Origin of the sequence: Dyadobacter sp. UC 10 (genome assembly GCF_008369915.1) — a bacterium.
Lineage (GTDB): Bacteria > Bacteroidota > Bacteroidia > Cytophagales > Spirosomataceae > Dyadobacter.
In genome coordinates, this window is the sequence record NZ_VSRN01000001.1 from 6,668,946 (window position 1) to 6,691,697 (window position 22,752).

The window sequence follows — 22,752 nt, forward strand, 5'->3', positions numbered from 1 at the left end:
GCATTTATGAAAAGAACCTCTAACTCAATCATACAACAACTCCAGATTGTATTCTCCTTTTCCATCCTGCTTCTCATTTTCAGTTTGCTGGCGTCCTATTACAGCACGCAAAAGCTGATCAACAACTCGGAGCTGGTCAACCACACCAACGAAGTGCTCATTCAGGCGGAAAGCATCATTTCGTACATGAAAGATGCCGAAACGGGCCAGCGGGGATTTCTGGTTACCCAGGACCCAGAATTTCTTGAGCCTTACAACGGTGCTTATGAAAAAACCACGAACAGTTACAACAAACTATCTGAGCTGACGGCTGACAATCCGACCCAGCAGAAGTACTTGCGGGAAGTAAAGGCATTGTACGAGGCCAAATTCGGACAAATGCAGAATATCATCGATATGGCGCGCAAAAACCCGGATTTTTCAACCGAAACCGAAGCACGCCTGAGGGAAATGGTGCGCGGAAGAAAAGTGATGGATGATCTCAGACTGGCGGTGCAGCAGATCAAGGAACAGGAAAATGCCGTGCTGCAAACCCGGCTCGAGCAGCAGCAGATCTATATTCAATATACCCCTATCCTGCTCGTCGTAGCAGCGCTGATCTCCATTTTGATCACTGTATTCGCTTACATGCGGATCAAAAATGACATGGACAAACGGCTCGTGCAGCAGCAGGCCGAAACAGAGAAATACGCAGAAACCCAGAGACGCATCGCGCATATCGAGAATGTTACACAGGATGTTTCCGACGGCGACTATTCCGTGAGAGCGGTGGAAGACAGTGAAGATGAACTCGGACGGATTGCCTCGGCGCTCAACCGGATGACCAGCTCACTGGAACAAACCTTCAACGACCTTAACAATACAAACTGGCTGCAAACAGGCGCCGTGCAGGTAAGCGATGCGATCAGAGGTGAGCGGATACTAAAAAAACTGACCAACAATCTTTTAAACACCCTTACAGCATATACCGGCGCACAGCTCGGTACGATTTATATTCTTGACAGCGACTGGCAATTCAAATTGAGCAGCGCTTATGCAGTTCAAAACGCGCCCGGGTTTGTTGTTCCTGGTGAAGGACTGACCGGCCAGGTTATCGAGAGTAAAAAGCCGGTTATCATCGAGAATGTCCCTGATAATTACCTGCGCGTTTCTTCTTCCCTGGGCGAAAGTAAGCCTGCCGCGCTGGCGATTTTACCATTGACCTATTCATACGAATGCATTGGCGTAATAGAACTGGCGTTTTTGACGGTACCGAACGAGTTGCATGTGCGGTTCCTGAAAGAAAACCTGGAAGCAATGGCCACCGGTGTGAACTCGGCCCTGGATTATCTCAAACTGCAGAACTTCCTCGAAGAAACCCAGGCGCAGTCGGAAGAATTGCAGACGCAGCATAATGAACTCGAAAACCTGAATGCCGAGCTGGAAGCGCAGTCGCAGAAACTGCAGGCTTCGGAAGAGGAACTCAGGGTACAGCAGGAAGAATTGCAGCAAACCAATGAAGAGCTCGAAGAAAGAAGCGGTTTGCTGGAAGAGAAGAATATTGAGATCGTCAAAAAAGCTGAGGAACTGGAACTGACAACGCGGTACAAATCGGAGTTCCTGGCCAATATGTCGCACGAGCTGCGGACACCGCTGAACTCTATCCTGCTGCTGAGCAGGCTTTTATCGGAAAACGACGATAAAAATCTTACCGACGAACAAATTGAATATGCCACGGTAATCCAGTCGTCAGGTAATGGTTTGCTGGGGCTGATTGACGAGATACTCGATCTTTCCAAAATAGAGGCGGGCAAGATGGAGCTGGATTATGTCAATGTGGCCGTCAAGGAAATTACAGAAGACCTGAAAGGGCTTTTCGCGCCGGTTGCCCGTGAAAAAGGGCTTGACTTCGATATTAATATCGCCCCCGGCGTACCGGTCATTATTGAAACGGATAAAATGCGTTTGGAACAGATCCTTAAAAATTTGATCTCCAATGCATTAAAATTCACCTCACAGGGTTCTGTACAGCTTAATATCAAGTTGCAGGAAGGAAACGAAAGGATGCTTTGCTTTGCTGTTCGCGATACCGGTATCGGCGTGCCACCGGAAAAACAGCAGCACATTTTTGAAGCATTTCAGCAGGCCGACGGATCTACCAAACGAAAATATGGCGGCACCGGTCTCGGACTTTCGATCAGCCGGGAACTGGTGAAGCTGCTCGGCGGCGAGATCTCGCTGACCAGTATCGTCAACAAAGGCAGCGAGTTCACCATTTTTATCCCGGTCGCGTCGAAGTACTCCGTTCAGGAACCGGAGAGTCAGAATTTCTTTAAAAGTGTCCCGGAAGAAAGCGTAGTGCGCAAGCCGGAGCCGGATTACCGGTTCGTGAGCACGGTCATCCCCGAGAGTATTCCCGACGACAGAAATACGATCGTTAACAGCGATAAAACCATCCTGATCGTCGAGGACGATACTTATTTCGCAAAATCACTGCTGGATTATACCCGGCGCCAGGGATACAAGGGCATTGTATCGGTGCGCGGAGACGAGGGTTTGCAGCTCGCGAAAACATTCAAGCCCATGGGAATTTTACTCGATATCCAGCTGCCGGTGGTGAGTGGCTGGGAAGTAATGGACCAGCTTAAATCCGACCCCGAAACGCGCCACATTCCGGTGCACATTATGTCTTCGCTCCGGCTCAAAAACGAGAGCCTGATGAAAGGGGCGATCGATTTTATCGACAAGCCCGTCGCCATCGACAAAATGCAGGAGGTGTTCAGGAAGATTGAATATGTAATCAGTAAGAAATCAAAAAAAGTACTGATCCTGGAAGATAACCCAATGCATGCCAAGGCATTGTCCTATTTCCTGGCGACATTCCATATTAACTCAGAACTGAAAAGCGACCTCTCCGAAGGCATACAGGCGCTCAAAGACAACCAGGCCGATTGCGTGATCCTGGATATGGGCATACCCGACAAAAAGGCTTACGAAGCACTGGAGGAAGCGAAAAAGAATCCTGGTTTTGAAAAGATCCCCATCATCATTTTTACGGGCAAAAGCCTGTCGATGTCCGAGGAGCTGCGCATTAAGCAGTACGCCGATTCCATTATCGTCAAAACGGCGCATTCCTATCAGCGGATGCTCGACGAGGTTTCGCTCTTTTTACATGTGGTTGAGGAAAACAAAAAATCTGCCCAAAAATCAACGGATATTAAAAAGCTGGGCGGCCTGAGCGATATTCTGACCAATAAAACGGTGCTCATCGCCGACGACGACGTCCGGAACATTTTCTCGCTTTCGAAGTCGCTCGAAAACTATAAAATGAATGTAATCACGGCGCTAGACGGCAAGGAGGCGCTTTTAAAACTGGAAGAAAACCCTTCGGTGGACGTGGTGCTGCTGGATATGATGATGCCGCAAATGGATGGTTACGAAACGGCACGGCGTATCCGGGATAACCTGAAATGGCGTAACCTGCCCGTCATCGCCGTCACCGCCAAAGCAATGACCGGCGACCGTGAGAAATGTATCAATGCAGGCGCATCGGATTACATCACCAAGCCAGTAGATATCGACCAGCTAATGTCGCTTTTGAGGGTCTGGCTTTATGAGAAGTTTTGAATTTTGAATGAATGAATGAATGACCGAATGAATGAATGACCGAATAAAGGACTTTTGAATGAATGAATGCCCTTCCGGGAAACGAAAACAGATTACTAACTCATTGACTCAATGACCTATTGACTCATTGACTCACTGACTATAAACTCCGTCATTCAATCATTCAATCATTATAATTTAACATGGACAAGAAGAGGGTTTTGATTATTGATGATGATTCGCGGAATATTTTCGCGTTGAAAGCTACTTTGAAAGCCAAAGGTTTCGACTGTATTTCCAGCTCGGGTGCGCCGGAGGCTTTGGATTTGCTGCGGACCGACGCGGTGGTCGACGCGGTGCTGATCGATATGATGATGCCGGAAATGGATGGATATGAGGCTATTCCGATCATCAAGACCATCGAACGGCGGGCGCATATTCCCGTGATCGCGGTGACGGCGCAGGCGATGGTCGGCGACAGGGAGAAGTGTCTGCAGGCCGGCGCCGATGCTTATATTTCCAAACCGATCGATGTTGATAAATTGCTGGGATTGCTGGCAGGTATTTAAGTGGGATCGATGATCGAAGATGAAGATATAGACCTGTTGCTGAATGACTTATTCGATCTGTACGGATATGACTTCACCAGCTATTCAAGGGCGTCGCTCAGAAGGCGCATTGAAAGGCTGTGCATGCTCGACAAATTTCCCAGTTTTGCGGAACTGAGGTACCGGGTACGCAGCGATCCGGATTACCTGAAAAGGTTTGTGGAAGAGATCACCGTGAATGTGACGGAAATGTTCCGCGACCCGTCTTTCTACAAATCCCTGCGCGACGACATCCTGCCGGTACTCGGCACCAAGCCTTTTATCCGGATCTGGCATGCAGGCTGCTCTACGGGTGAGGAAGTTTTTTCCATGGCGATTTTGCTGAAAGAGGCTAATCTGCTCCGGAAATCACTTTTATATGCCACTGACCTCAACCCGACCGTCCTTGAAAAAGTGAGAAAGGGAATTTTCCCCCTCAACCAGATGAAGCAGTATTCCGAAAGCTATATTGCATCGGGCGGTACCCGCGACTTTTCCAGCTATTACACAGCCAATTACGGACAGGCGAAATTTGACAGCGAACTTTCCGAAAAGATTATTATCTCCACACACAACCTCGTCTCCGACAGTTCATTCAACGAATTTGACCTGATCCTTTGCAGGAACGTATTAATCTACTTTGACAAAGACCTGCAAGACAGGGTTTTACAATTATTTGACGCCAGCCTGGGCACATTGAGCTACCTGGCGCTGGGAACGAAGGAAACTCTTAAATTTTCGGTTGTCCAGAACAAGTTCAAGCAATTGAACCGTGAAAAAATATGGAAGAAAATCCTGTAAAAACGCGCTGCGAAATGCTGCTGATAGGCGGTTCGGCCGGAAGCCTGGAAGTACTTTTCAAGCTTTTGCCGCTGCTCAAAGCCGGTCTCCCGTTTCCCGTCATTTTGGTATTGCACCGGCGCAGCTCCGGCGATTCGTCGCTGACGGGCCTGCTGGCCGGTAAAAGCGTACTTTCCACCTCCGAGGTGGAAGACAAGGATGAAATCCTCCCGGGTCATATTTACCTCGCCCCTGCCGACTATCACTTGCTAATTGAAAAAGACCGGTCATTTTCACTCGACTACTCAGAGAAAATTAACTTCAGCAGGCCCAGTATTGACGTCACATTCGAATCGGCGGCGGGGGTTTACGGAAGTTCACTGACTGCCGCCATCTTGTCGGGCGCCAACGAAGATGGTACTGCCGGGATTATGGCGGTCAAAAACGCCGGTGGCAGGACTATTGCCCAGCTTCCGGAATCCGCACAGATGCCTTTTATGCCGCAGCATGCCATTGCCAGTGGTGCGGTCGACGAAATCCTGGATGTGCAGGCAATGGCGCAGTTTTTCAACGGGCTGGAATAAGATTTATAATCGTTGATTTTTACCATAAAAGGTGTCTTCTGTCATTTTTTTCATCCCCGTTTATGAGGAGATTTGTGTGACACAAAAAAAACACCACTTCTCATAGATACCCGGACTGATCATGGCAAAACACAATAGAATATACAGCGTACTTTTTAACAAATGCCCCAGATGCGGGGAAGGCGATTTTTTCGTGAGCAAAAGCGCTTACGACCTCCGGAATTTTGAAAAAATGAACAAGTACTGTCCGCACTGCGGCGAAAACCTGGTACCCGAACCCGGTTTTTACCAGGGCGCATTGTACATGAGCTACGCGTTTTACGTAGCGTTTATGGTCATCGTATTCCTGATCGTCGTAAACCTCTTCGAACAATACCTGGACTATTTCCTCTTCGGCATCATCCCCGTCCTGATCATCCTCACACCCTGGTTTTACCGGCTGGCAAGAAGAGCCTGGCTGGCGATCTTTATCAAGCCGGCCGCGGGGGAGGTTTAGTTTTGAATGAATGAATGAGTCATTGGGTCATTGGGTCATTCGGTCATTGGGTCATTGGGTCATTCGGTCATTGAGTCATTGAGTATCTTCCTCCTTCATCCCTTCCTCCTTCATCCCTTCCTCCTTCATCCCTTCCTCCTTCATCCCTTCCTCCCTCCTCCTTCCCCCCCTAAACTCCTCCGGCGTAGCCCCCGTTTCTTTTTTAAAAAACTTCGTAAAATAAGAGTTATCTGCAAATTGGAGCTGATCTGAAACCTGGGAAATGGTGAGGGTTTGGTTTGTTAGCAGACGCTTCGCTTCCAGCACGATGCGTGCCCGTACTACCTCCCCCGCCTGCACGCCCAGATGTTCCTTACACAGAGCGTTCAAATGATTGGGCGTAATATTCAGCAGGTCTGCATAAGCACCCGGCTTTTTCATGGAAATGAAATGCCGGTCGACCAGCTTTTGAAATTGTCGGATTACGGGGTTCCTCCACTCGTGTTTGTGTATGCCGGCCAATTTTGCCGACTTTTTAGCATCCCCGGACACATCATTCCTTGCCACCGTAAAAAGGATTTGCAGCAGCAACACCCGGATCATATCCTTGCGGAATAAAATCTCTCCGTGTTCATGTGTCAAAAGTTCTTCGAACAGGACGATCACCTTTTCAAAAACCTGCTTACTGAGGCGCAGTACGTTATTTCTGCTATCGCTGCTCAGAAAAGGAAAATAATCCAGGTAGTCAGATTGCAGCAGGAACGCATTAAAAAAAAACGCTGAGAAATTGACCACGTACCCTTCCGGCTTACCCTCAAAACGCCAGTCGTGCACCTGCCCCGGCACCATAAAATACATCTGCCCCGCCTCGACCTGGAAATGGTTGAAATCAATGATATGCGAACCCGCGCCTTCCGTGAAAAGTACCAGATGGTAAAAGCTGTGCCGATGCGGAAAGACCAGGTTCTGATGCTCTTTGAGATACTCAGAAAACCGGCTGATCATAAAATCCTCCGCCCGGTACTCCGAAAGCGGCCCGATATCCAGCCGTGGAAAAGAAGAGCGCATAAAAAAAAGAAAATAGTAACACCCCAAATATAACCCATCCCCCCATTCCTCCGTCTTCCTCCCTTCCTCCCTTCCTCCGTTCCTCCCTTCCTCCATTCTTCCCTTCCTCCTTCCTCCGTTCCTCCCTTCCCCCCTTCCAACATACCGCTAAATCGTTAACACCAGCCGATCAATTATCCATTTACTGGTCTACAAATCCAATGTGCATATTCGGTCTGTATAAAATTCAACATTTAAACGTGATTGATTATGAGATCGGGAAATAATCAAAATAAACCTGAGGAAAAAGGCACAAGGCCGATCACCAGAAGGTTGTCATTACTGCTTTTGCTGTGGTTTGTTTTCTTTTGGGTTATTATGTGTACAGTTGATGTGCGGGGGCAGGTGCCGGGGCAATTTAATTTTCAGGGAGTTGCGCGGGACGCAGCAGGTAAGATTCTTGCCTCTAAGCCGATCAGAATCAATGTAGTTATTCGCTCAACAGACGAACTTGATCCGTATGCATATGAAGAAATACATAGTGTCACAACCAACAACGGAGGGGTGTTCAATATCATAATTGGGAGCATTGGAAATCTGGGTTCGCAAGGTAGTCTGCTTGATGCAAAATGGGGATTAAAGTCATATGTACTTCATATTTATTTGGCCCTCAACGAAACTGGACTAGAAGACTACATTGATCTCGGAATAACTCCGCTTTTAGCTGTTCCAAGTGCCCTTTTTGCAAACAATGCCGATAATGCCAAAAACGCTGATAACGCAAAGCTGGCTGAGCGTTTGCAAGGTGATATTCCGATTGTCTTTTCGGGATCGGCAAACAGCCCTGCGTTGAGTAACCCCGGAACAGGTAACAAACTAATCTGGCATCCCCAAAAAGCTGCTTTTCGGGCTGGAACAATAACCGGAACAATAAATGGGAGCCAATGGCTAGACCCTGAAATTGGCAATAGTTCCTTTGCTTCCGGGATAGATGCAAGCGCTAAAGGGCCAGTGTCAGTTGCGTTGGGTGAAGGCACAACTGCAAAAGCCAGAAACGGCGTGGCGATCGGATCATTCAATAATGACTCCGACACCCCGGGAGTAACCGCTGCGGAAACTGATCGAATATTTCAAATTGGAATCGGGAAAAATTATTTGTCTCGCCTGAATGCTTTAACTGTTTTAAGAAATGGCTATATCGGAATCGGTGAAATTTTTTCTACTGTTGAACCAAAATATGTACTCGATATTGGCAGCAGAATTCGAATACGTCACGATGCACTCGGCAGCCATACTGCAGGCATCTATTTTAACGGAGCGCAAAAAGAAAACGCCGCATTCGTAGGAATGAAGACAAGCAACGATGTGGGACTGTTCATTGGCGACAACTGGCGTTTTTGGATAAATGACGGGGGCAACGGTTATCTCAATGGAGCACTGATCCAAACCTCCGATCGCCGCCTCAAACGTGACATCTCTCCGCTTTCAAACAGCCTTTCCAAACTCAGCCATTTGGTCGGCCAGCATTATTTCTGGAAAGACAGCACCAAAAGCCAGCAGCTGCAAACCGGCCTCATTGCCCAGGAAGTGGAGCAATACTTTCCCGAGCTGGTTACTACGGATGAAAAAGGTTTTAAGGCCGTCAACTACATCGGGCTGATCCCGCATTTGATAGAGTCGGTAAAAAGCCTGAAAGCACAAACGGAGCTGATCGGCACTATCCGGGCTGAAATGCAAGCCCTGAAAGCTGAACTCAGTAATATTAAAACAGCAGCATCTAACCATTCAAACGAACCTTCAAAATGAAATATATATATCTCACCGTTGGCTCTATTTTGATTTCTCTGTCTTCCTTCGCCCAATCCATTTCCCCCGGCGGTATTTACGCGGCAGCCAATGCCGGCCAGTCGGGCGGCGTAAGTCTCGAGTGGGTGCTGGGTGATATCAATGCATTTACAACCCTCTCTACGCTGCCGGTCAAGCTGGTCCGTTTTGAAGGCATATTAGCAGCCGACGGCTCAGCACGGCTGGAATGGGAAACAGCAGAAGAATACAATAATGCCGGCTTCGAAGTCCAGAAATCAACCGACGCGCGGCAGTTTGAAAATATCGGCTGGGTAGATGGAGCCGGGGATATAAAAGTAAGCAAGCAATATCAGTTTATTGACAATCAACTGGTTACTACCAGCTACTACCGGCTGAAACAGGTGGATACGGATGGGCAGTTCTCATTCAGCAAGATCATCCGTGTGATCCCCCCCAACGAAAGCCTCGACCGTTTTACAGCATTCCCAAATCCGGTGCAGGACGGAAAAGTAACCGCCTCCCTGCCCGACCGGAGCTTCAAACTCAGCCTTTACGATAAGGCGGGCAGACTGGTGAAACAAATCGCGGAACCCGGCGCACAGGAAAGGATGCAGCTGCCCGGAAAAGGTACCTACCTGCTCAGCATCGAGTCCATAGCAGGTAGCAAAACAATCACACTCGTACAACCATAAAGACCCTCCTCATACCAGCTACATCAAACTTTATTATTACAGAACAAACACAACGATGGAAAAACGACCCCAGGTACTCAATCAAAAGAAACGTAAAATGCGATCAACCAGCCTGGTTTGCGCGGCCATGCTCGCAAGCCTGCTCACCACCGCCAGCCTCGGGCAGGGCGTAGGGATCAACACCACCACCCCCGACCCCAGCGCCGCGCTGGATATCCAGGCGACGAATAAAGGGATATTGATTCCGAAAGTAAGTTTGCAAAACAGCGTTGACAACACCACTGTTCCCAATCCTGCAAACGGATTGTTGGTTTATAACACCAACCCGGATGTGATGCTCGGTGTGGGCTTTTACTACAATGCCGCAACCCCTCCGGCTGCGCCTAGCTGGACAAGTTTAAATGATTTTAAATTGCCGGTAAACAAGTCAATAGGTACGGCCAGCGGCGAGTCGGCATTTAGCATCAGCAATTTCAGCCAGTCGGGATCGTCATCCGCCATACAGACTTTCAGTCAAGGCGGTTATGCAATGATAGTAGATGGTAAATTGAAGATTTCAGGAAACGGGCAATCGCCGGGATCGGGGAAGGTTCTGACTAGTGATAATAATGGAAATGCTACCTGGGAGGGTGGAGCGGCATTTCGGGTAACAGGTGTATTAAAAAATGGCGCTCATATTCTTGCGAAAAATATAACATACAAGGTTCCATTTGGTGACGAAGATTATGACCGGACGAACAATTATGATATTCATCTTCAAGGTGCCAGCGATACATTCACAGCGCCCCAGAATGGAATCTATCATTTCGATTTTCAAGTACAATGGGGAGGCGGGCCTGCTGCCATCGGGCTTTTCCGTTCCTCCGGGGGAGTTGCAGAAAGGATATGCTCAGGCCCCGGGAATACCATTGGTTATTATGGTACCTCCACAGATGTAATGCTTCAAGCGGGCGACCAAGTTTTTGTAACCTTCACACATGGCAATGAAAGTACTGTTACGCTTGGAGAAGACAGTCATTTTACTGGTCGCTTCGTCCAATCTACTAAATAACAATATGAATATTCGAAACTACATCTCAATCTTCGCACTCTTTTTTGCGTCTGATCTCCACGCCCAATTTTCCTCCGGCAGCCAGTTTTTCATCGGGGCGAATACGACGGTTTCTATCGATGGTTTGGCACTGCGGCCTACGTTTAACAATACCTGGGAAAACAAGACGCTTACCGTGACATCGACTCCGATCGTCGGCTCGCCTACTTCCAGCATCAGCAGGGTTTATGATTTTAATGAGCCCATTGGCTTCAATGGTACCGTCGGCATCAGCTACACCCCGCAGGAATTGAATGGAAATGAAGAAAGCATGCTGCAAATCGCATACTTCAACCCAACCGAGCAATATAAAACTACAAGCGACGGAACGGTAGATCAGGCAGCGCACCACGTTTCCAAATTTTTTAGCGGCTTCAACAATAGCCTGCTCCGTATTACAGCGGTAGCTGCCGGGAGCACATTACCGGTGAAACTGATTAGCTTTCAGGCAACCAGGCAAGAGCAGCAGGCTTTCCTCACATGGAGTACTTCCGATGAAATCAACAGTGACTATTTCGAAGTGCAGCGCAGCCGGGACGGAAAAGTATGGAAGGCACTGGGCGAGGTGAAAGCAGACGGTGATACCAGAACAGGACGAACTTATACTTTCAATGATGAAACGCCCGATCCATCCCAAAATCTGTACCGCCTGAAAATGGTGGATCAGGACGGCACCTACGCTTACAGCCGGATTGTCAATGTGGATTTCAGTTTATCAGATGCATTTGTCAGCGTCTACCCTAATCCGGTCTCAGATAAAACAACAGTCCGAGCCATAGGACAGGCGGCTATTCAGCAGGTGCTTTTCACTTCTGTCGCCGGAAAATCCATGAAGGCGATCGAAAGTAAAGGGGTGGAAGGCGACACAAAGGAATTTGACTTAACAAGCTTCCCCTCAGGCATCTATATTATGAATACCATACTGAAAGACGGCACCAATAATTCTACCAAAATACTTAAGAAGTAGCCTAATTTAGTCGGCCTGCCAACAAAACACATCCGTTCTTTATGAATTGGTGTGTTTTTTGGAATTTATCGGAAATCTTTCCTTACTCCTCCTTTTTCGGATTAATGATCCGGTTCAAATCCTCACACATTTTTTTGATCCTTGCATAACCCGCAGGTGAATTTTGAGATTTGTCGAGGGAGATGTTCAACTCACCGGGAAACACCTCATAGTCGAACTTGGTTTTGTCTTCAAGTACCACCGTCACTTCCATGTCTCCGTCGGAAATAATGCGGGTCGGGGCAATGTGGCGATTGACAAACCGTTGGACAGCAACACTTTTAGCAGGCTCAAACCGGGCTGCATACTCGTAAGTGTCGTCACTGTCTGTCACTTTGATATGCAGGTCATTTCCACGATTGCAGGAAAAACATAGCAAGAGTAATGATGCTGATAATAGTTTCATGGCTAATAGATGCTTAACAAGGTACTATGCAATATAAGGTACTAGATCGTTATGAGCTTTGTCGACTACACGAACGGTATTATTGCCGGATGAATGTATTGCGATTATCTAACTATCAATAGATGCTCTGCCAGGAAAAAACCATTGAAATCAAGCTCGACGACGTACCTGCCATTCGGTAGATTTTGTATGTCGATAACCGGGCCAACCTGTAAGTGCCTGATAGTTTTCCCATCAGTTCCCGAGATACGAACACTTTTAAGGTTGCGAAGGTATGCCGCCTTAATAAACAGCAGATTGGAGGCGGGATTTGGAAATAAAAAAGCCTGGGTATTTGCCCCAATTAAAAGCACAACACTAATCTTGCTATATGCAAATGTTCCATCCCCGTCCACCATTTTAAGCCGGGTAGTAGCTGCGGCCAAAAAAAGGATCCAGGTCGCTATAATGATAAACCTGCTTGACTTCCGAGTCGACATTTGCATTCACTCTGCCGATTGATTGCCAGATTGTTCCCGAGTTGCTTCTTTCAATCTCAAAATAGCCACTGTTCTTCTCCCAACCGGTCGTCCAGTTTAATACAACGTTGTACTCGTCAGGCTTTGCATTAAACTGGAGTAAATCGACTGGCAGAGATGCATCGTTGCTATACCTGACAACACCTACGTCAAAACCATTTCCTTTTGTCGTGTATCCGGCAACCACTAATTGCCCATCTGTTTGTAGCGCCATGTCTCTTGCAACATCACTATCTTCAAAAAAGTCTGTTGTGACCTTTCCCATAGATCCGAAAGTGTGATCCAAAAGGCCGTTGGAGTGAAAGCGTGCAACAAAAAAGTCCTGATTATCGCTACTGTCAACACAAACGGCGCCTGCAACCAATATTTTTTGGTCATTTTGAAGTAGTAAAGTATATCCTGTTTCCTCGAAATCGGTGAACGACATCATCACCTTTCCTTCATTGCCAAAACTGTTGTCCCTTGTCCCATCCGAATTGTATTGTACCAGGCACATATCGGAACTATCACCCAATTCAAAATTAACGTTCCCAAGCTGCAGTATTTTGCCGTTTGAAAGAATTACGACAGAAGTGCTGCCATCATCCTTCCCTATGGGCGTAATTGCGACTCCATGGTCCGAGAAAGAATGATCCAATGTACCGTCAGGATTGATTCGCAATAGCAAGAAATGAACCTCTATGTATTGTTTAGTGGTGTCAAAGTTTTCGGTGTATCCGGTTATGACGATTTTTCCGTCATTTTGTATCGCCACTCCTTTCGCCGACTGCCAAAAACCAGGCTCACCCATTGAAAGTTCTATCTTGCCGTCCAAATCGAAACTATGGTCCAATGCACCGGATGTTTCATACCTGGCTATTGCAACGTCTTGGTCAGTGTAGTCTGTTTTGCCAGTAGCTCCAACCATTACGATCTTACCATCTGTTTGCAAGATGATTTGATTTGCCTTATCCCTATTTCCACCGAAATCGGTAGTGACGATTCCACCGTTACCGAAGCTGGCATCCCTGCTTCCATCTGAGAGGTATCTGACCATTGTAAAGTCCAGGTCCTTGCCATTCCAGGAATATCCCGCAGCAATTATTTTACCGTCGGGTTGCAGGATTGCGGATGACGCAAAATCCTCTACCGAACTGATTAGCATTCGAACAATTCCGTTCAAGCCAAAAGAAGTATCCGGAGACCCGTCCGGATTATAACGGATAATAAGAAAGTCTCGGCTGACACCTCCTTCAAAGCAGTTTCCGATAACTACAATTTTCTTATCAGGTTGTATTAACACACTGTGACCGACACTGGAAACTGCCCCATTGCCGGTCACAACTTTACCGTTCTCACCAAAAGATAAATCCAGCGCGCCGGGTTGTGCAAAAATTCCATTAGTGAGCTGAATTAGAATTATCGCGCAAACTAAGAAAGGGGTTTTCATGTATGTGAAAATTTACAGAAGACATAAATTAATCAACCCCCTGGCAAAAATTCCGTGGAATGTGCAACCGGCTACTTCTAATTATCAAACCACTTCTTGCGATGATACTTTCCTTTTGTTAAATTGACTTCGCTGCATTTTCGGCTACTCACGTTAATCCAAATACCTTGAAATACCATAGTTGCATTTTGCTTGGTCTTCTGTTTTTTCCATTGCTTACAACATTTCAAGCATCCGCACAGACACCGTTCACACAGGATTCGCTCTATATCCGCTCGAACTACACCAAAATAGAAAGGAAGGTGCCGATGCGGGACGGCGTGAAGCTTTTTACGTCTATTTACATTCCCAAAGACATTTCAACCACGAAAAAATATCCGATCCTCCTAAACCGGACACCTTACAGCGTGGCCCCCTATGGCGAGGATCAGATCAAAGTACCGATCGGACCCGGTATGCATTTTGCGCGTGAAGGATATATTATTGTTTACCAGGATGTCCGGGGTAAATATATGTCGGAAGGCGATTTCGAAGCGAACAGGCCATTTATCCCCAATAAAAAAAGCAAATCCGACGTCGATGAAAGTTCGGATACCTACGACACCATCGAGTGGCTGCTGAAAAATCTTGAAAACAACAATGGGAAAGTAGGCAGCTGGGGGATATCAGCACCTGGCTTCTACGCAACCATGACGGCCATTGAAGCGCACCATGCGTTGAAAGTAACATCCCCGCAGGCCCCGGTGACCGACTGGTTTATGGGCGACGACCGCCACCATAACGGCGCGTTCTTTCTGATGGGAACATTCGCATTCCTCTCCTCCTACGGCGCGCCGCGACCGGTCCCTACCTCAAAGGGCGCCCCGGGTTTCAATGCATACGGCACACCGAATTCTTACGAATTTTACAAAAAACTGGGGCCGCTTAAAAATGTGAACGAGCAGATTTTCAAGAAACAGAACCGCATCTGGAACCAGATGATGGAAAACGAATCTTATAATGATTTCTGGAAAGCGAGAACACCCGTTCCGCATTTGAAGGACATCAAACCTGCCGTGGTGGTCGTCGGCGGCTGGTTTGATCAGGAGGATTTGTACGGGCCTTTGAAGACTTACCAGGGCATTGAAAACAACAAACCCAAATCTCCCAATTTGCTGGTAATGGGTCCGTGGATACATGGTGGCTGGGCACGCGGTACGGGGGAATCGCTGGGTAATATCCGGTTCGGCGCCAAAACCAGCGAATTTTATCAGCAGGAAATTGAGCTGCCCTACTTCAACCACTTCCTGAAAGATCAGCCGAACCCGGGACTTCCCAAAGCCTACATTTTCGAGACCGGCTCCAATCAATGGAAAAAGTACGACCAGTGGCCCCCAAAAAATACGGTTGAGAAAAAGCTCTATTTCCACCCGGACGGAACCCTCTCCTTCTCTCCCACTATGACGACCATGCAAGTGGGTGCAAAACCCGCATTTGATGAATATACCAGCGATCCCGCAAAGCCGGTCCCCTATACTTCCGAGATCCGGATCATCCGAGGAAGTGACTATATGTATGAGGATCAACGCTTTGCTGCTTCGCGGCCCGACGTATTGGTTTATGAATCGGCCCCCCTCACGGAAGATATAACGATATCAGGGAATGTGTTTGCGGATCTGTTTGTGTCGACTACCGGTACTGACGCTGATTTTGTGGTTAAGTTGATTGATGTTTACCCGGGGGATGCGCCCAACGACAGTCCGGTTAGCCCTGCTATGAAGATGGGTGGCTTTCAATTGCTGATCCGTGGCGAAGTGATGCGGGCGAAATTCAGAAAGAGCTTTTCGAAACCCGAACCGATGACACCCGGAAAGATCGAGCAGGTTAAATTTGACATGCAGGATGCGGCGCATCGTTTCAAAAAAGGCCACAAGATTATGGTGCAGGTACAGAGCTCGTGGTTTCCACTGGTCGATCGCAACCCTCAGAAGTTCGTAAATATCTATAAGGCATCAGAACAGGATTTTCAGAAAGCAAATCACCGGATTTACTTGTCGGGAAGCAGCTCTTCTTATGTGGGTGTGAGGGTGGTACCCTAAATCCTAAGGAGACTTTTTGCCATTGTTGTTTTCCGCCGTTGTTGGTGTTGTCACCTTCCGCCATTGTTGGTGTTGTCACCTCCGCCGTTGTTGGTGTTGTCACCTCCGCCGTTGTTGGTGTTGTCACCTTCCGCCGTTGTTGGTGTTGTCACCTTCTGCCATTGTTGGTGTTGTCACCTTCTGCCATTGTTGGTGTTGTCACCAACAACTTGCACTACGCGGCTAACTATCCATTTTGGTATTCACGCGTGTAAATTAGGGTGCAGGCAGCACTGCCAATAGTCGTAGATAATTTTTACCCGGCTTTTCAGTTCATGAAAGCTGTTCTCTTTTTTAAAAAAACCCTGAATGGTTGAATTATAGGCAGTTTCGATTACATGCGGGTTATCGGCAGTACTTAAAAAAATAAAAGGAATAGCTTTTCTTTTTAAAAATTCATTTCGGTCAATCCGCTCTCTCAACTCAAGCCCATTCATGACGGGCATATTAATATCGCAGATGATCAGGAAGGGTTGTTCCTGGGTGGTTTCGAGATATAAGAGTGCTTCAAGGCCATTTCCAAAAAAAATCAGCTTATTCGGAAGATTCAGTTCGTCGACCACACTTTGGATTAAAAACTGATCGTCAGTATCGTCTTCAATGGAAATGATAGGACCTTTTATTGACATTACCAGAAATTTTAAGCGAATAATTCTTCCCAAATATCGGATTTATTCATTCGAATACCAATCCGGCCCAAAACCGAAAGTCCGTTGTACGTATATTTTTGTCCGTTTCGCGTAGGCTTTCCGTGAAGCGGATCAGCTACTTTCGCAGCAGTTCTATCAAGCCATGTTAAATAAAATTATTATGAAAATCGTAAATTCCATTTTTGGAAGAATGCAGTTCCTGGCGTTTGTAGCGGTCTCAGGATTTTTTTTCAGCTGTACAGATCATGAAGTTGGCAATTCTCAATTCGGGTTAGATGATACTTCAATAGCGCAGTGGAAGGGGCACCTTAAGACCGGCTTTTTCAATGAAGGTTCTATTGCGGTGAAAAGTGAAAGCTTTGTAATTGAAGATTCGAAAGTAAAAAGCGGCACTTTTACAATCCCGGTATCATCTATAGTCAACTTTAACCAACCTACCAAGGAGTTGAAACAGGCATTGGTCCACCATCTCCAAAGCCCGGACTTCTTCAATATGGTGTTACACCCGAACGTAAAGTTTGAGATCACCAGCGTAACGCCTTCGAGCGAATCAGGAGACGGCATTATTTCGGGTGCAAATCATAAAGTGACCGGAAATTTAACAATGTTAGGAAATACACGTCCCCTATCATTCCTAGCCAGAATCAGCATTAACGGCGATAATTTTAGTATGGAAGCACTCGCTCCATTCGACCGCACGTTATGGGGAATCAACTACGCCACCGAACCCGGCTTGCCGGATGAAGCCTCGATCAAGCCTGTTGTGGATGTGCATTTGAAGTTAAGCGGGAAAAGGAAATGAGGCTTGAAAAGCAAAAAATCCAGCCGCCCATTGCTGAGCGGCTGGATTTTTTGCTTTGGGATTAATGCTATTGTCTTTTGACAATCAGCTTTTGGGAGAAGACAAGGTCATCGCGCCGGACAGTGACAATATAGGTCCCTTCCGGGATACGCGTCACATCCAGCCCCTGACCCGCAGACCACCCCTGCTGGTGACACAACCTGCCGTCCGTTGAATGGACCTGCAAAACGTATCCCTGCCCCACGGCATGGTCAGTCATATTCGTCACTTTCAGCTTGGTGACTGCCCAGGCAGGGTTGGGAAAGATCGTTAGATCCCCTTTGATCAATGCGCGCGGCGACGGCTCGTCTTGGTAAAAATAGATGCGCTCGTCCTGCCGGTTTACCGCAGGTTTTTGATGCTGGGCAAAAGCAGGCAGGCCAGCCAGTAACCCCAGTATAATCAGGTATGTCTTCATCGGATTGCTAGTTATGGTAAGTTATAATGTAGTTTGATCAACTTTTTTGCCCCGATCGTACGACTGGGGAACTCGGGGTCACTCGGCTGAGGCTGCACCGACTTATTCAGTTTCCAGCTTGATTCACCGTTTTTACGGATGTACTCCATACCACGGACTTTGATCTTGGGGTGCGCATTGACGTCTGGGCAATTTTGACATTGGAACATATCAATGATTTCCAGTTCGATCAGATAGTCCCCCTGCTGGTCGGTCAGCTGCCCGTTCATTTCATTGCCATTGATTACCTGACCCATCTCAGGAACAAAACCTACCTGCAACCAGGTATCAGCATCCACGGTGCCGATGCCGGTAAAATCCACATTCCCATCAGGACGAATAACCCTGATCGAATAATGATAAAGGCCCCCGAAGATCTTGGGATCGTCATTATCCACTCGCAGCTCAAAACCGAAATCAAACTCATCCGGGGCAGGCTCCGTATGGAATATCGCAGTGACCTCCTTACTTACACAGGATTTATCCGGGCTTTGACTTTGTAAAGACCAGAATATATCATGGTCAAATTCAAGGTGGTTCAAGTTGACCTGGTCCCCTACTATAAAGTGATCGAGCAGGACCTGCTCGGTATCCTCGTCGCGGGCAAACAAATGAACTTCGGTCACCCCGGCGGGCAGCTCCCAGGAAAAGTGAACCGAATTGTTTTCCCCCAGTATTACACCGCTCACGTTATTCGGGGCCAGGTTGGATGGGCTGGGCGGGACAACACTATAATCCCCTACCGCCTCCGGCCCAAAAATCCATTCTCCATTGCCGCCCATGATACCGGCAGCCACCTTATAAATGTATTTATTGGGAAAGGTCGACATATTGGACAATTTGCCTGCCAGCTGCCCGGTCTGATACGCTCCCAGCTCTGTTTGGGTGGCCCCATCAACGCCAGTCAATTTGTAGGTTTGCGCCCCTGGCACGGGCTTCCAGTGCAATACCGGCTCACTGCCAGCTTCCACGCAATCTATATTGTCCACCTCGGGCTTGGGCGCCAAATTCTTGGTAACAATGAATCGGTGCCACTTGACCACTTCACCTTCTTCTTCCTCAACAATGAAAGGCAGCTCCGCCTTTTTACGGGGCACGATCGCCCAATGGTACCCTTTTTTGTCTTCAACACCCTGCAAACCAGGAACATGGATAGCGAAGTGGGCGAAACCTTCCTCCTGGGTCAATGCGGGTGATTCGTAAAAGGGTTCTTTCAAATAAAATTGGTAGTAATCGGCGCGGTCAGGAGTGAGCCGCGTGGAACGCAAAACAACATCTTCTCCAAACAGGGGTATAGAATCCTGGTCCGCTGGCGAATGCAAACTGATCGTCGGCATGTCGGTTTCGAATGAAATCTCCTCGGTCCAATCACTGTAAATCGTCGGGAACTGCTCTTTTTCAGCTTCCGTCAGCAGTTGCAGCAGCCCGCCTGGCAAGACATGTACCGCCTTTTCAGAGCCTAGTTTTTGCTTGCCCGCAACAGCATAGCTGTACGGCTTTTTGGCAGACAAAGCCAGCTTTTTCGTAACCGAACTTTGGTCGTCTTCGTCATAGGGTATATCAACAGCGATAGTATGCTCAGCAGCTGTACCCTGTGGGTCTTTCACATGCATATCATAGCCCATGGCGCCGGCCACACTGCCGAAGCTGAAAAAGCCCGACCATGCCGGCACCGTCTCCCCTTTTAGCGGCGAAATGGTTACCGGAGCAGGGACAGGCCCCGCAGTAAAAGGGTATGGAAGGGTCCATTTCTCTTTCCCTAAAAGAGATTCGCAGAACGCAGGGTCGTTAGTGGCCTCGCAATGCGCGCGGGAATCAGGGCCTTGCGCCAGGTGAGAGCGGACAAAGTACTTGCCCGGTTCCAGGTTGATGTAACCATAGGTCATACCAGTTTCCAGGTCAGGGGCGCTGCTGTTCACAAACCGGTAAACAGGCGCCACATTATCGTTAAAAGCCATACTGGTGCTCACCTCAAAAAGACGGTAGCTCTCGTACACCGGATATTCCGCCTCAACACCCACCTTCACAGCCCAGGGATAAACGACCGCGTCGTCCTCAGGGAAATGTGCCAGCCCAGATGCATAATCCGGCAAACCCAAAACCGCGGCCCAAGCATCAAAAATTGAAATGTGCTCCTTGGATTTGGCGTGGTATTTCACAGGGTCCAACTTGTGAAGCTCTGTTAAGGTCGCCATACGGAATTCTTCGATGGTTGGGTCATAGGAGACAGTCCGTGACGCGTTCCACAGCACTTTGACTACTAAATCTTCGGGCAGTGGATTGACAAAATAGGTCAAGCTGCCAGGTTCGTCATTTTTATACCCTTCGGCAGATTTTGTTCCGTGAACAAGCAGGTAGAAAAAGAGTTGCAGAAAGCCAGAATTGACTCTTGTATCGCCCGGAACCCAATTATTCCCGTGATAGACACTCACTTGCCCGTGTAATTTAGGCTGAGGAAAACTGCGGACCTGTGTCGCATCTCCTAATTCTTCGTAAAGTTGCCAAATCTCATCTGCATCCGGATTTAGCTTCTTTTTCTCGAAATCCCTCTTTATGGTTAATCCGAAAATACTCGACAGGCCTGAACTGAGAATTTTTGCCTCTTCGCCCTGATCTGTGTCTACATATGAGGGGTAATCACGAGAAATAAATATGGCTTGGGTATACCGACGAAAAACATCGTCCCTGCATGCCGATTTAAAGGAAAACGTATGACGTAGATCTATTTCATTACTAGATGGAATAATCTCTTCCCCAGGACTTATAGAATTACCGATGCAATTCAATAGGCCTATTTTACCCAAGCCATCCATTCCCAAATGTCCGAAGCGATCCCTAAACCAATCTCTGGCAGTAATAGAATGTGCGTGAACGCTGATGGCCACCTTCGATTTAACCAAGTCTTTTTCTTTTCCATATAGCTCACCCTGATCAGGTGTCTTATTGATAAAGACATTGTACTTCTCCGGAATCAGCGGATCCAGTTCGGCAGTTTTAATAAAAGCTTCAGAAGTGCAATCCGTTAATAGTATTGCCTTTTTGCTAGTGGGGTCTTGCTCCAAAGTTACATGCGCGACGTTGTATTGAACTGGACCATTAAACCAACTATCAGCTGTCTTGGTACTTGAACAATTATAGTTACTATCGTAAGGCAGCTCTCCTATCCCAACAGCCGCGCACGCTGTCATGACCCTTTCAAATACGGGCGAACCGGGCAGATGCCCCTCGGCAATGGCAGCTTGCAGAAGTCGGAAGCGCAGTTCGGAGAAAGTGGAGTTGGTATTGATTTTACCGACAATTGCACGGTAGAATAGTTTCAGGGCAAGCGCATACGTTGCATATTTGTTCCCTGTGATAAGAGGCTCCGTGGAAAAATAGCTCCTGGATTCGTCATCATCGATATGGCCACTTTTCGCCACATTTAGATAATAGAACAGCAGCGTTAATACGGAATCATTAAAATTTTCAGGTCCAGAATTATCCTGCCAGAATTCACCCTTGTATGTAGACGGTACACTATACTGTTTTGGGTTATCAAACGATATAAGGTCGGCCGCTTCAATGATTCCCGGCTCGTAACCAAACGACCAGCCAGGATTAGAAAATGGTTCTCCCGGCTTTTCGAAATTAACGAATGCCAAACCCATGATTTTCGCAAACGCGTTGATAATATGTACGGCTTCACCCGCAGTTGGCTCTCCCTCCATGAGATCCAGGGCCATTCCAAATGTCATCGAACTAGCCAGATTTGTCCTAGAAATATATGAATCATGGACATTGTCTTCAATGTTAATATAGAACTCTGAGCGGTCGTCAAAGTGCAGCGCCTCATAAGGCGTCTTGGTGTCACGAAGGATTATCCGGACTAATTTCGCTCCTGCCTTGTCTATCCCTTTGTGATCCAGCAAACCAGTGGTGAATTTGAAAAAGCGTTGTGCAACATGCAAAGCTGTCACGCCGTAGATGGAAGGAATTGGATTAGGCGTGTTCGCATTAGCCTGATCGTTCAAATTATGAAGAAGGCTGAATGAACCATCATAGTAATCCGGCTGGCTACCCGACGGCATAATTGATGCAAATGGATACCCGGTCAATTCAGAAAGCGTTCCGACTCCATCTGTTGCTACCACTTCAATTGTCGGAAACAGACCGAAGGGCGCGTGCTGAGTCGATCGCAAGGCCGCACCGGTCGTATAATGCGATCCAAAGGGCGTCATAGGCTGAGCGGCATCATATTCGCTCTCAACATATGGTAAATACGCGGTTACCCGAATGGGCTGAACACCATAGTATTTGGTAGGCACATATACCGTAAAAGGTTCAGGAGCATACAACACCCCAAATCGATTGGCAACTGGCGGTTTTGCCGGATCATACAAATCAGTTGGATAAACTGGAAACGCATCGTCGTCTTGTGCACTACATAAATGTGTAGTGCAAGCCGAGAAAAGAAGTAAGAATATAAACAATGTCTGCCTTCGGCTGTTACAGCGCCTTTGATTAGCGCACTTTCGCCAGGGTAATTTTGTAACCATAAATAGAGATATTTAGACGTGAAAAATTGCGCTATAATATCTCCCAAAGCATTATTTGAGGGTGCTAAAATATCAGCCGACCGCTTTGCTTTATTAATCGGAGCTGACTACAAAATAATTACAGGTAATACCTTCAATTAACCTCAA

Annotated in this window: 18 protein-coding genes; 11 read left to right on the forward strand and 7 right to left on the reverse strand. The window is 47.4% G+C overall.

Going from position 1 to position 22,752, the window contains the following annotated elements; translation table 11 throughout:
- The first annotated feature begins 6 nt into the window (after positions 1–6).
- The 5 genes from FXO21_RS27500 to FXO21_RS27520 all read left to right on the forward strand — a co-directional run bounded on the left by FXO21_RS27500 (position 7) and on the right by FXO21_RS27520 (position 6,032).
- On the forward strand, positions 7–3,606 hold the full coding sequence (locus FXO21_RS27500) for a response regulator (protein ID WP_149643096.1): 3,600 nt from the start codon (positions 7–9) through the stop codon (positions 3,604–3,606).
- 182 nt (positions 3,607–3,788) lie between these two features.
- Entirely contained in the window at positions 3,789–4,154 is a 366-nt protein-coding gene (locus tag FXO21_RS27505; protein WP_149643097.1) for a response regulator, read from the forward strand.
- A 9-nt stretch (positions 4,155–4,163) separates the two neighbouring features.
- The gene (locus FXO21_RS27510) at positions 4,164–4,973 is read left to right on the forward strand and encodes a CheR family methyltransferase (protein ID WP_149643098.1); all 810 of its coding nucleotides are present in this window, start codon (positions 4,164–4,166) and stop codon (positions 4,971–4,973) included.
- A complete protein-coding gene (locus FXO21_RS27515) occupies positions 4,955–5,536 on the forward strand; it encodes a chemotaxis protein CheB (RefSeq protein ID WP_149643099.1) in 582 nt (193 codons plus the stop codon). Before FXO21_RS27510 ends, FXO21_RS27515 begins: the two co-directional genes overlap by 19 nt.
- Before the next feature lie 121 nt (positions 5,537–5,657).
- Positions 5,658–6,032 (forward strand): DUF983 domain-containing protein, encoded by a 375-nt coding sequence (locus FXO21_RS27520; protein WP_149643100.1) that lies wholly within the window; start codon positions 5,658–5,660, stop codon positions 6,030–6,032.
- A 75-nt stretch (positions 6,033–6,107) separates the two neighbouring features.
- On the opposite strand, the gene FXO21_RS27525 is transcribed toward FXO21_RS27520, so the two are convergent.
- Positions 6,108–7,079: a helix-turn-helix domain-containing protein gene (locus tag FXO21_RS27525; protein WP_149643101.1), complete on the reverse strand. Its 972-nt coding sequence runs from the start codon at positions 7,077–7,079 to the stop codon at positions 6,108–6,110.
- A gap of 249 nt (positions 7,080–7,328) precedes the next feature.
- Between FXO21_RS27525 and FXO21_RS27530 the strand changes: the two genes are divergently transcribed.
- The 4 genes from FXO21_RS27530 to FXO21_RS27545 all read left to right on the forward strand — a co-directional run bounded on the left by FXO21_RS27530 (position 7,329) and on the right by FXO21_RS27545 (position 11,613).
- On the forward strand, positions 7,329–8,864 hold the full coding sequence (locus FXO21_RS27530; protein WP_149643102.1) for a tail fiber domain-containing protein: 1,536 nt from the start codon (positions 7,329–7,331) through the stop codon (positions 8,862–8,864).
- Positions 8,861–9,556, forward strand: coding sequence for a T9SS type A sorting domain-containing protein (locus FXO21_RS27535; protein WP_149643103.1), 696 nt, complete (start codon positions 8,861–8,863; stop codon positions 9,554–9,556). Before FXO21_RS27530 ends, FXO21_RS27535 begins: the two co-directional genes overlap by 4 nt.
- 97 nt (positions 9,557–9,653) lie before the next feature.
- On the forward strand, positions 9,654–10,607 hold the full coding sequence (locus FXO21_RS27540; protein ID WP_192579346.1) for a C1q-like domain-containing protein: 954 nt from the start codon (positions 9,654–9,656) through the stop codon (positions 10,605–10,607).
- A 4-nt stretch (positions 10,608–10,611) separates the two neighbouring features.
- Positions 10,612–11,613, forward strand: a complete 1,002-nt coding sequence (locus FXO21_RS27545; protein WP_192579347.1) for a T9SS type A sorting domain-containing protein — start codon at positions 10,612–10,614, stop codon at positions 11,611–11,613.
- An 82-nt stretch (positions 11,614–11,695) separates the two neighbouring features.
- Here FXO21_RS27545 and FXO21_RS27550 read toward each other — a convergent pair whose 3' ends face one another.
- From FXO21_RS27550 to FXO21_RS27555, 3 genes are all read right to left on the reverse strand, one after another.
- Entirely contained in the window at positions 11,696–12,058 is a 363-nt protein-coding gene (locus FXO21_RS27550) for a hypothetical protein (RefSeq protein ID WP_149643106.1), read from the reverse strand.
- A gap of 104 nt (positions 12,059–12,162) precedes the next feature.
- Positions 12,163–12,543: a T9SS type A sorting domain-containing protein gene (locus FXO21_RS29275; protein WP_409014822.1), complete on the reverse strand. Its 381-nt coding sequence runs from the start codon at positions 12,541–12,543 to the stop codon at positions 12,163–12,165.
- Entirely contained in the window at positions 12,458–14,005 is a 1,548-nt protein-coding gene (locus FXO21_RS27555) for an NHL repeat-containing protein (RefSeq protein ID WP_149643107.1), read from the reverse strand. The genes FXO21_RS29275 and FXO21_RS27555 overlap by 86 nt, the downstream gene beginning before the upstream one ends.
- A 167-nt stretch (positions 14,006–14,172) precedes the next feature.
- On the opposite strand from FXO21_RS27555, the gene FXO21_RS27560 reads away from it, so the two are divergent.
- Positions 14,173–16,083 carry a CocE/NonD family hydrolase gene (locus FXO21_RS27560; RefSeq protein ID WP_225865889.1) on the forward strand — a complete coding sequence of 637 codons (1,911 nt, stop codon included), beginning with the start codon at positions 14,173–14,175 and terminating at the stop codon, positions 16,081–16,083.
- 242 nt (positions 16,084–16,325) lie between these two features.
- Here the strand turns inward: FXO21_RS27560 and FXO21_RS27565 are convergent, their stop codons facing one another.
- On the reverse strand, positions 16,326–16,751 hold the full coding sequence (locus FXO21_RS27565) for a response regulator (RefSeq protein WP_149643108.1): 426 nt from the start codon (positions 16,749–16,751) through the stop codon (positions 16,326–16,328).
- 181 nt (positions 16,752–16,932) lie between these two features.
- Here FXO21_RS27565 and FXO21_RS27570 point away from each other — a divergent pair, with 181 nt between their 5' ends.
- Positions 16,933–17,574: a YceI family protein gene (locus tag FXO21_RS27570; protein WP_149643109.1), complete on the forward strand. Its 642-nt coding sequence runs from the start codon at positions 16,933–16,935 to the stop codon at positions 17,572–17,574.
- 67 nt (positions 17,575–17,641) lie between these two features.
- Here FXO21_RS27570 and FXO21_RS27575 read toward each other — a convergent pair whose 3' ends face one another.
- A complete protein-coding gene (locus FXO21_RS27575) occupies positions 17,642–18,031 on the reverse strand; it encodes a T9SS type A sorting domain-containing protein (RefSeq protein WP_149643110.1) in 390 nt (129 codons plus the stop codon).
- 11 nt (positions 18,032–18,042) lie between these two features.
- On the reverse strand, positions 18,043–22,404 hold the full coding sequence (locus FXO21_RS27580; RefSeq protein WP_149643111.1) for a gluzincin family metallopeptidase: 4,362 nt from the start codon (positions 22,402–22,404) through the stop codon (positions 18,043–18,045).
- Positions 22,405–22,752: the final 348 nt, after the last annotated feature.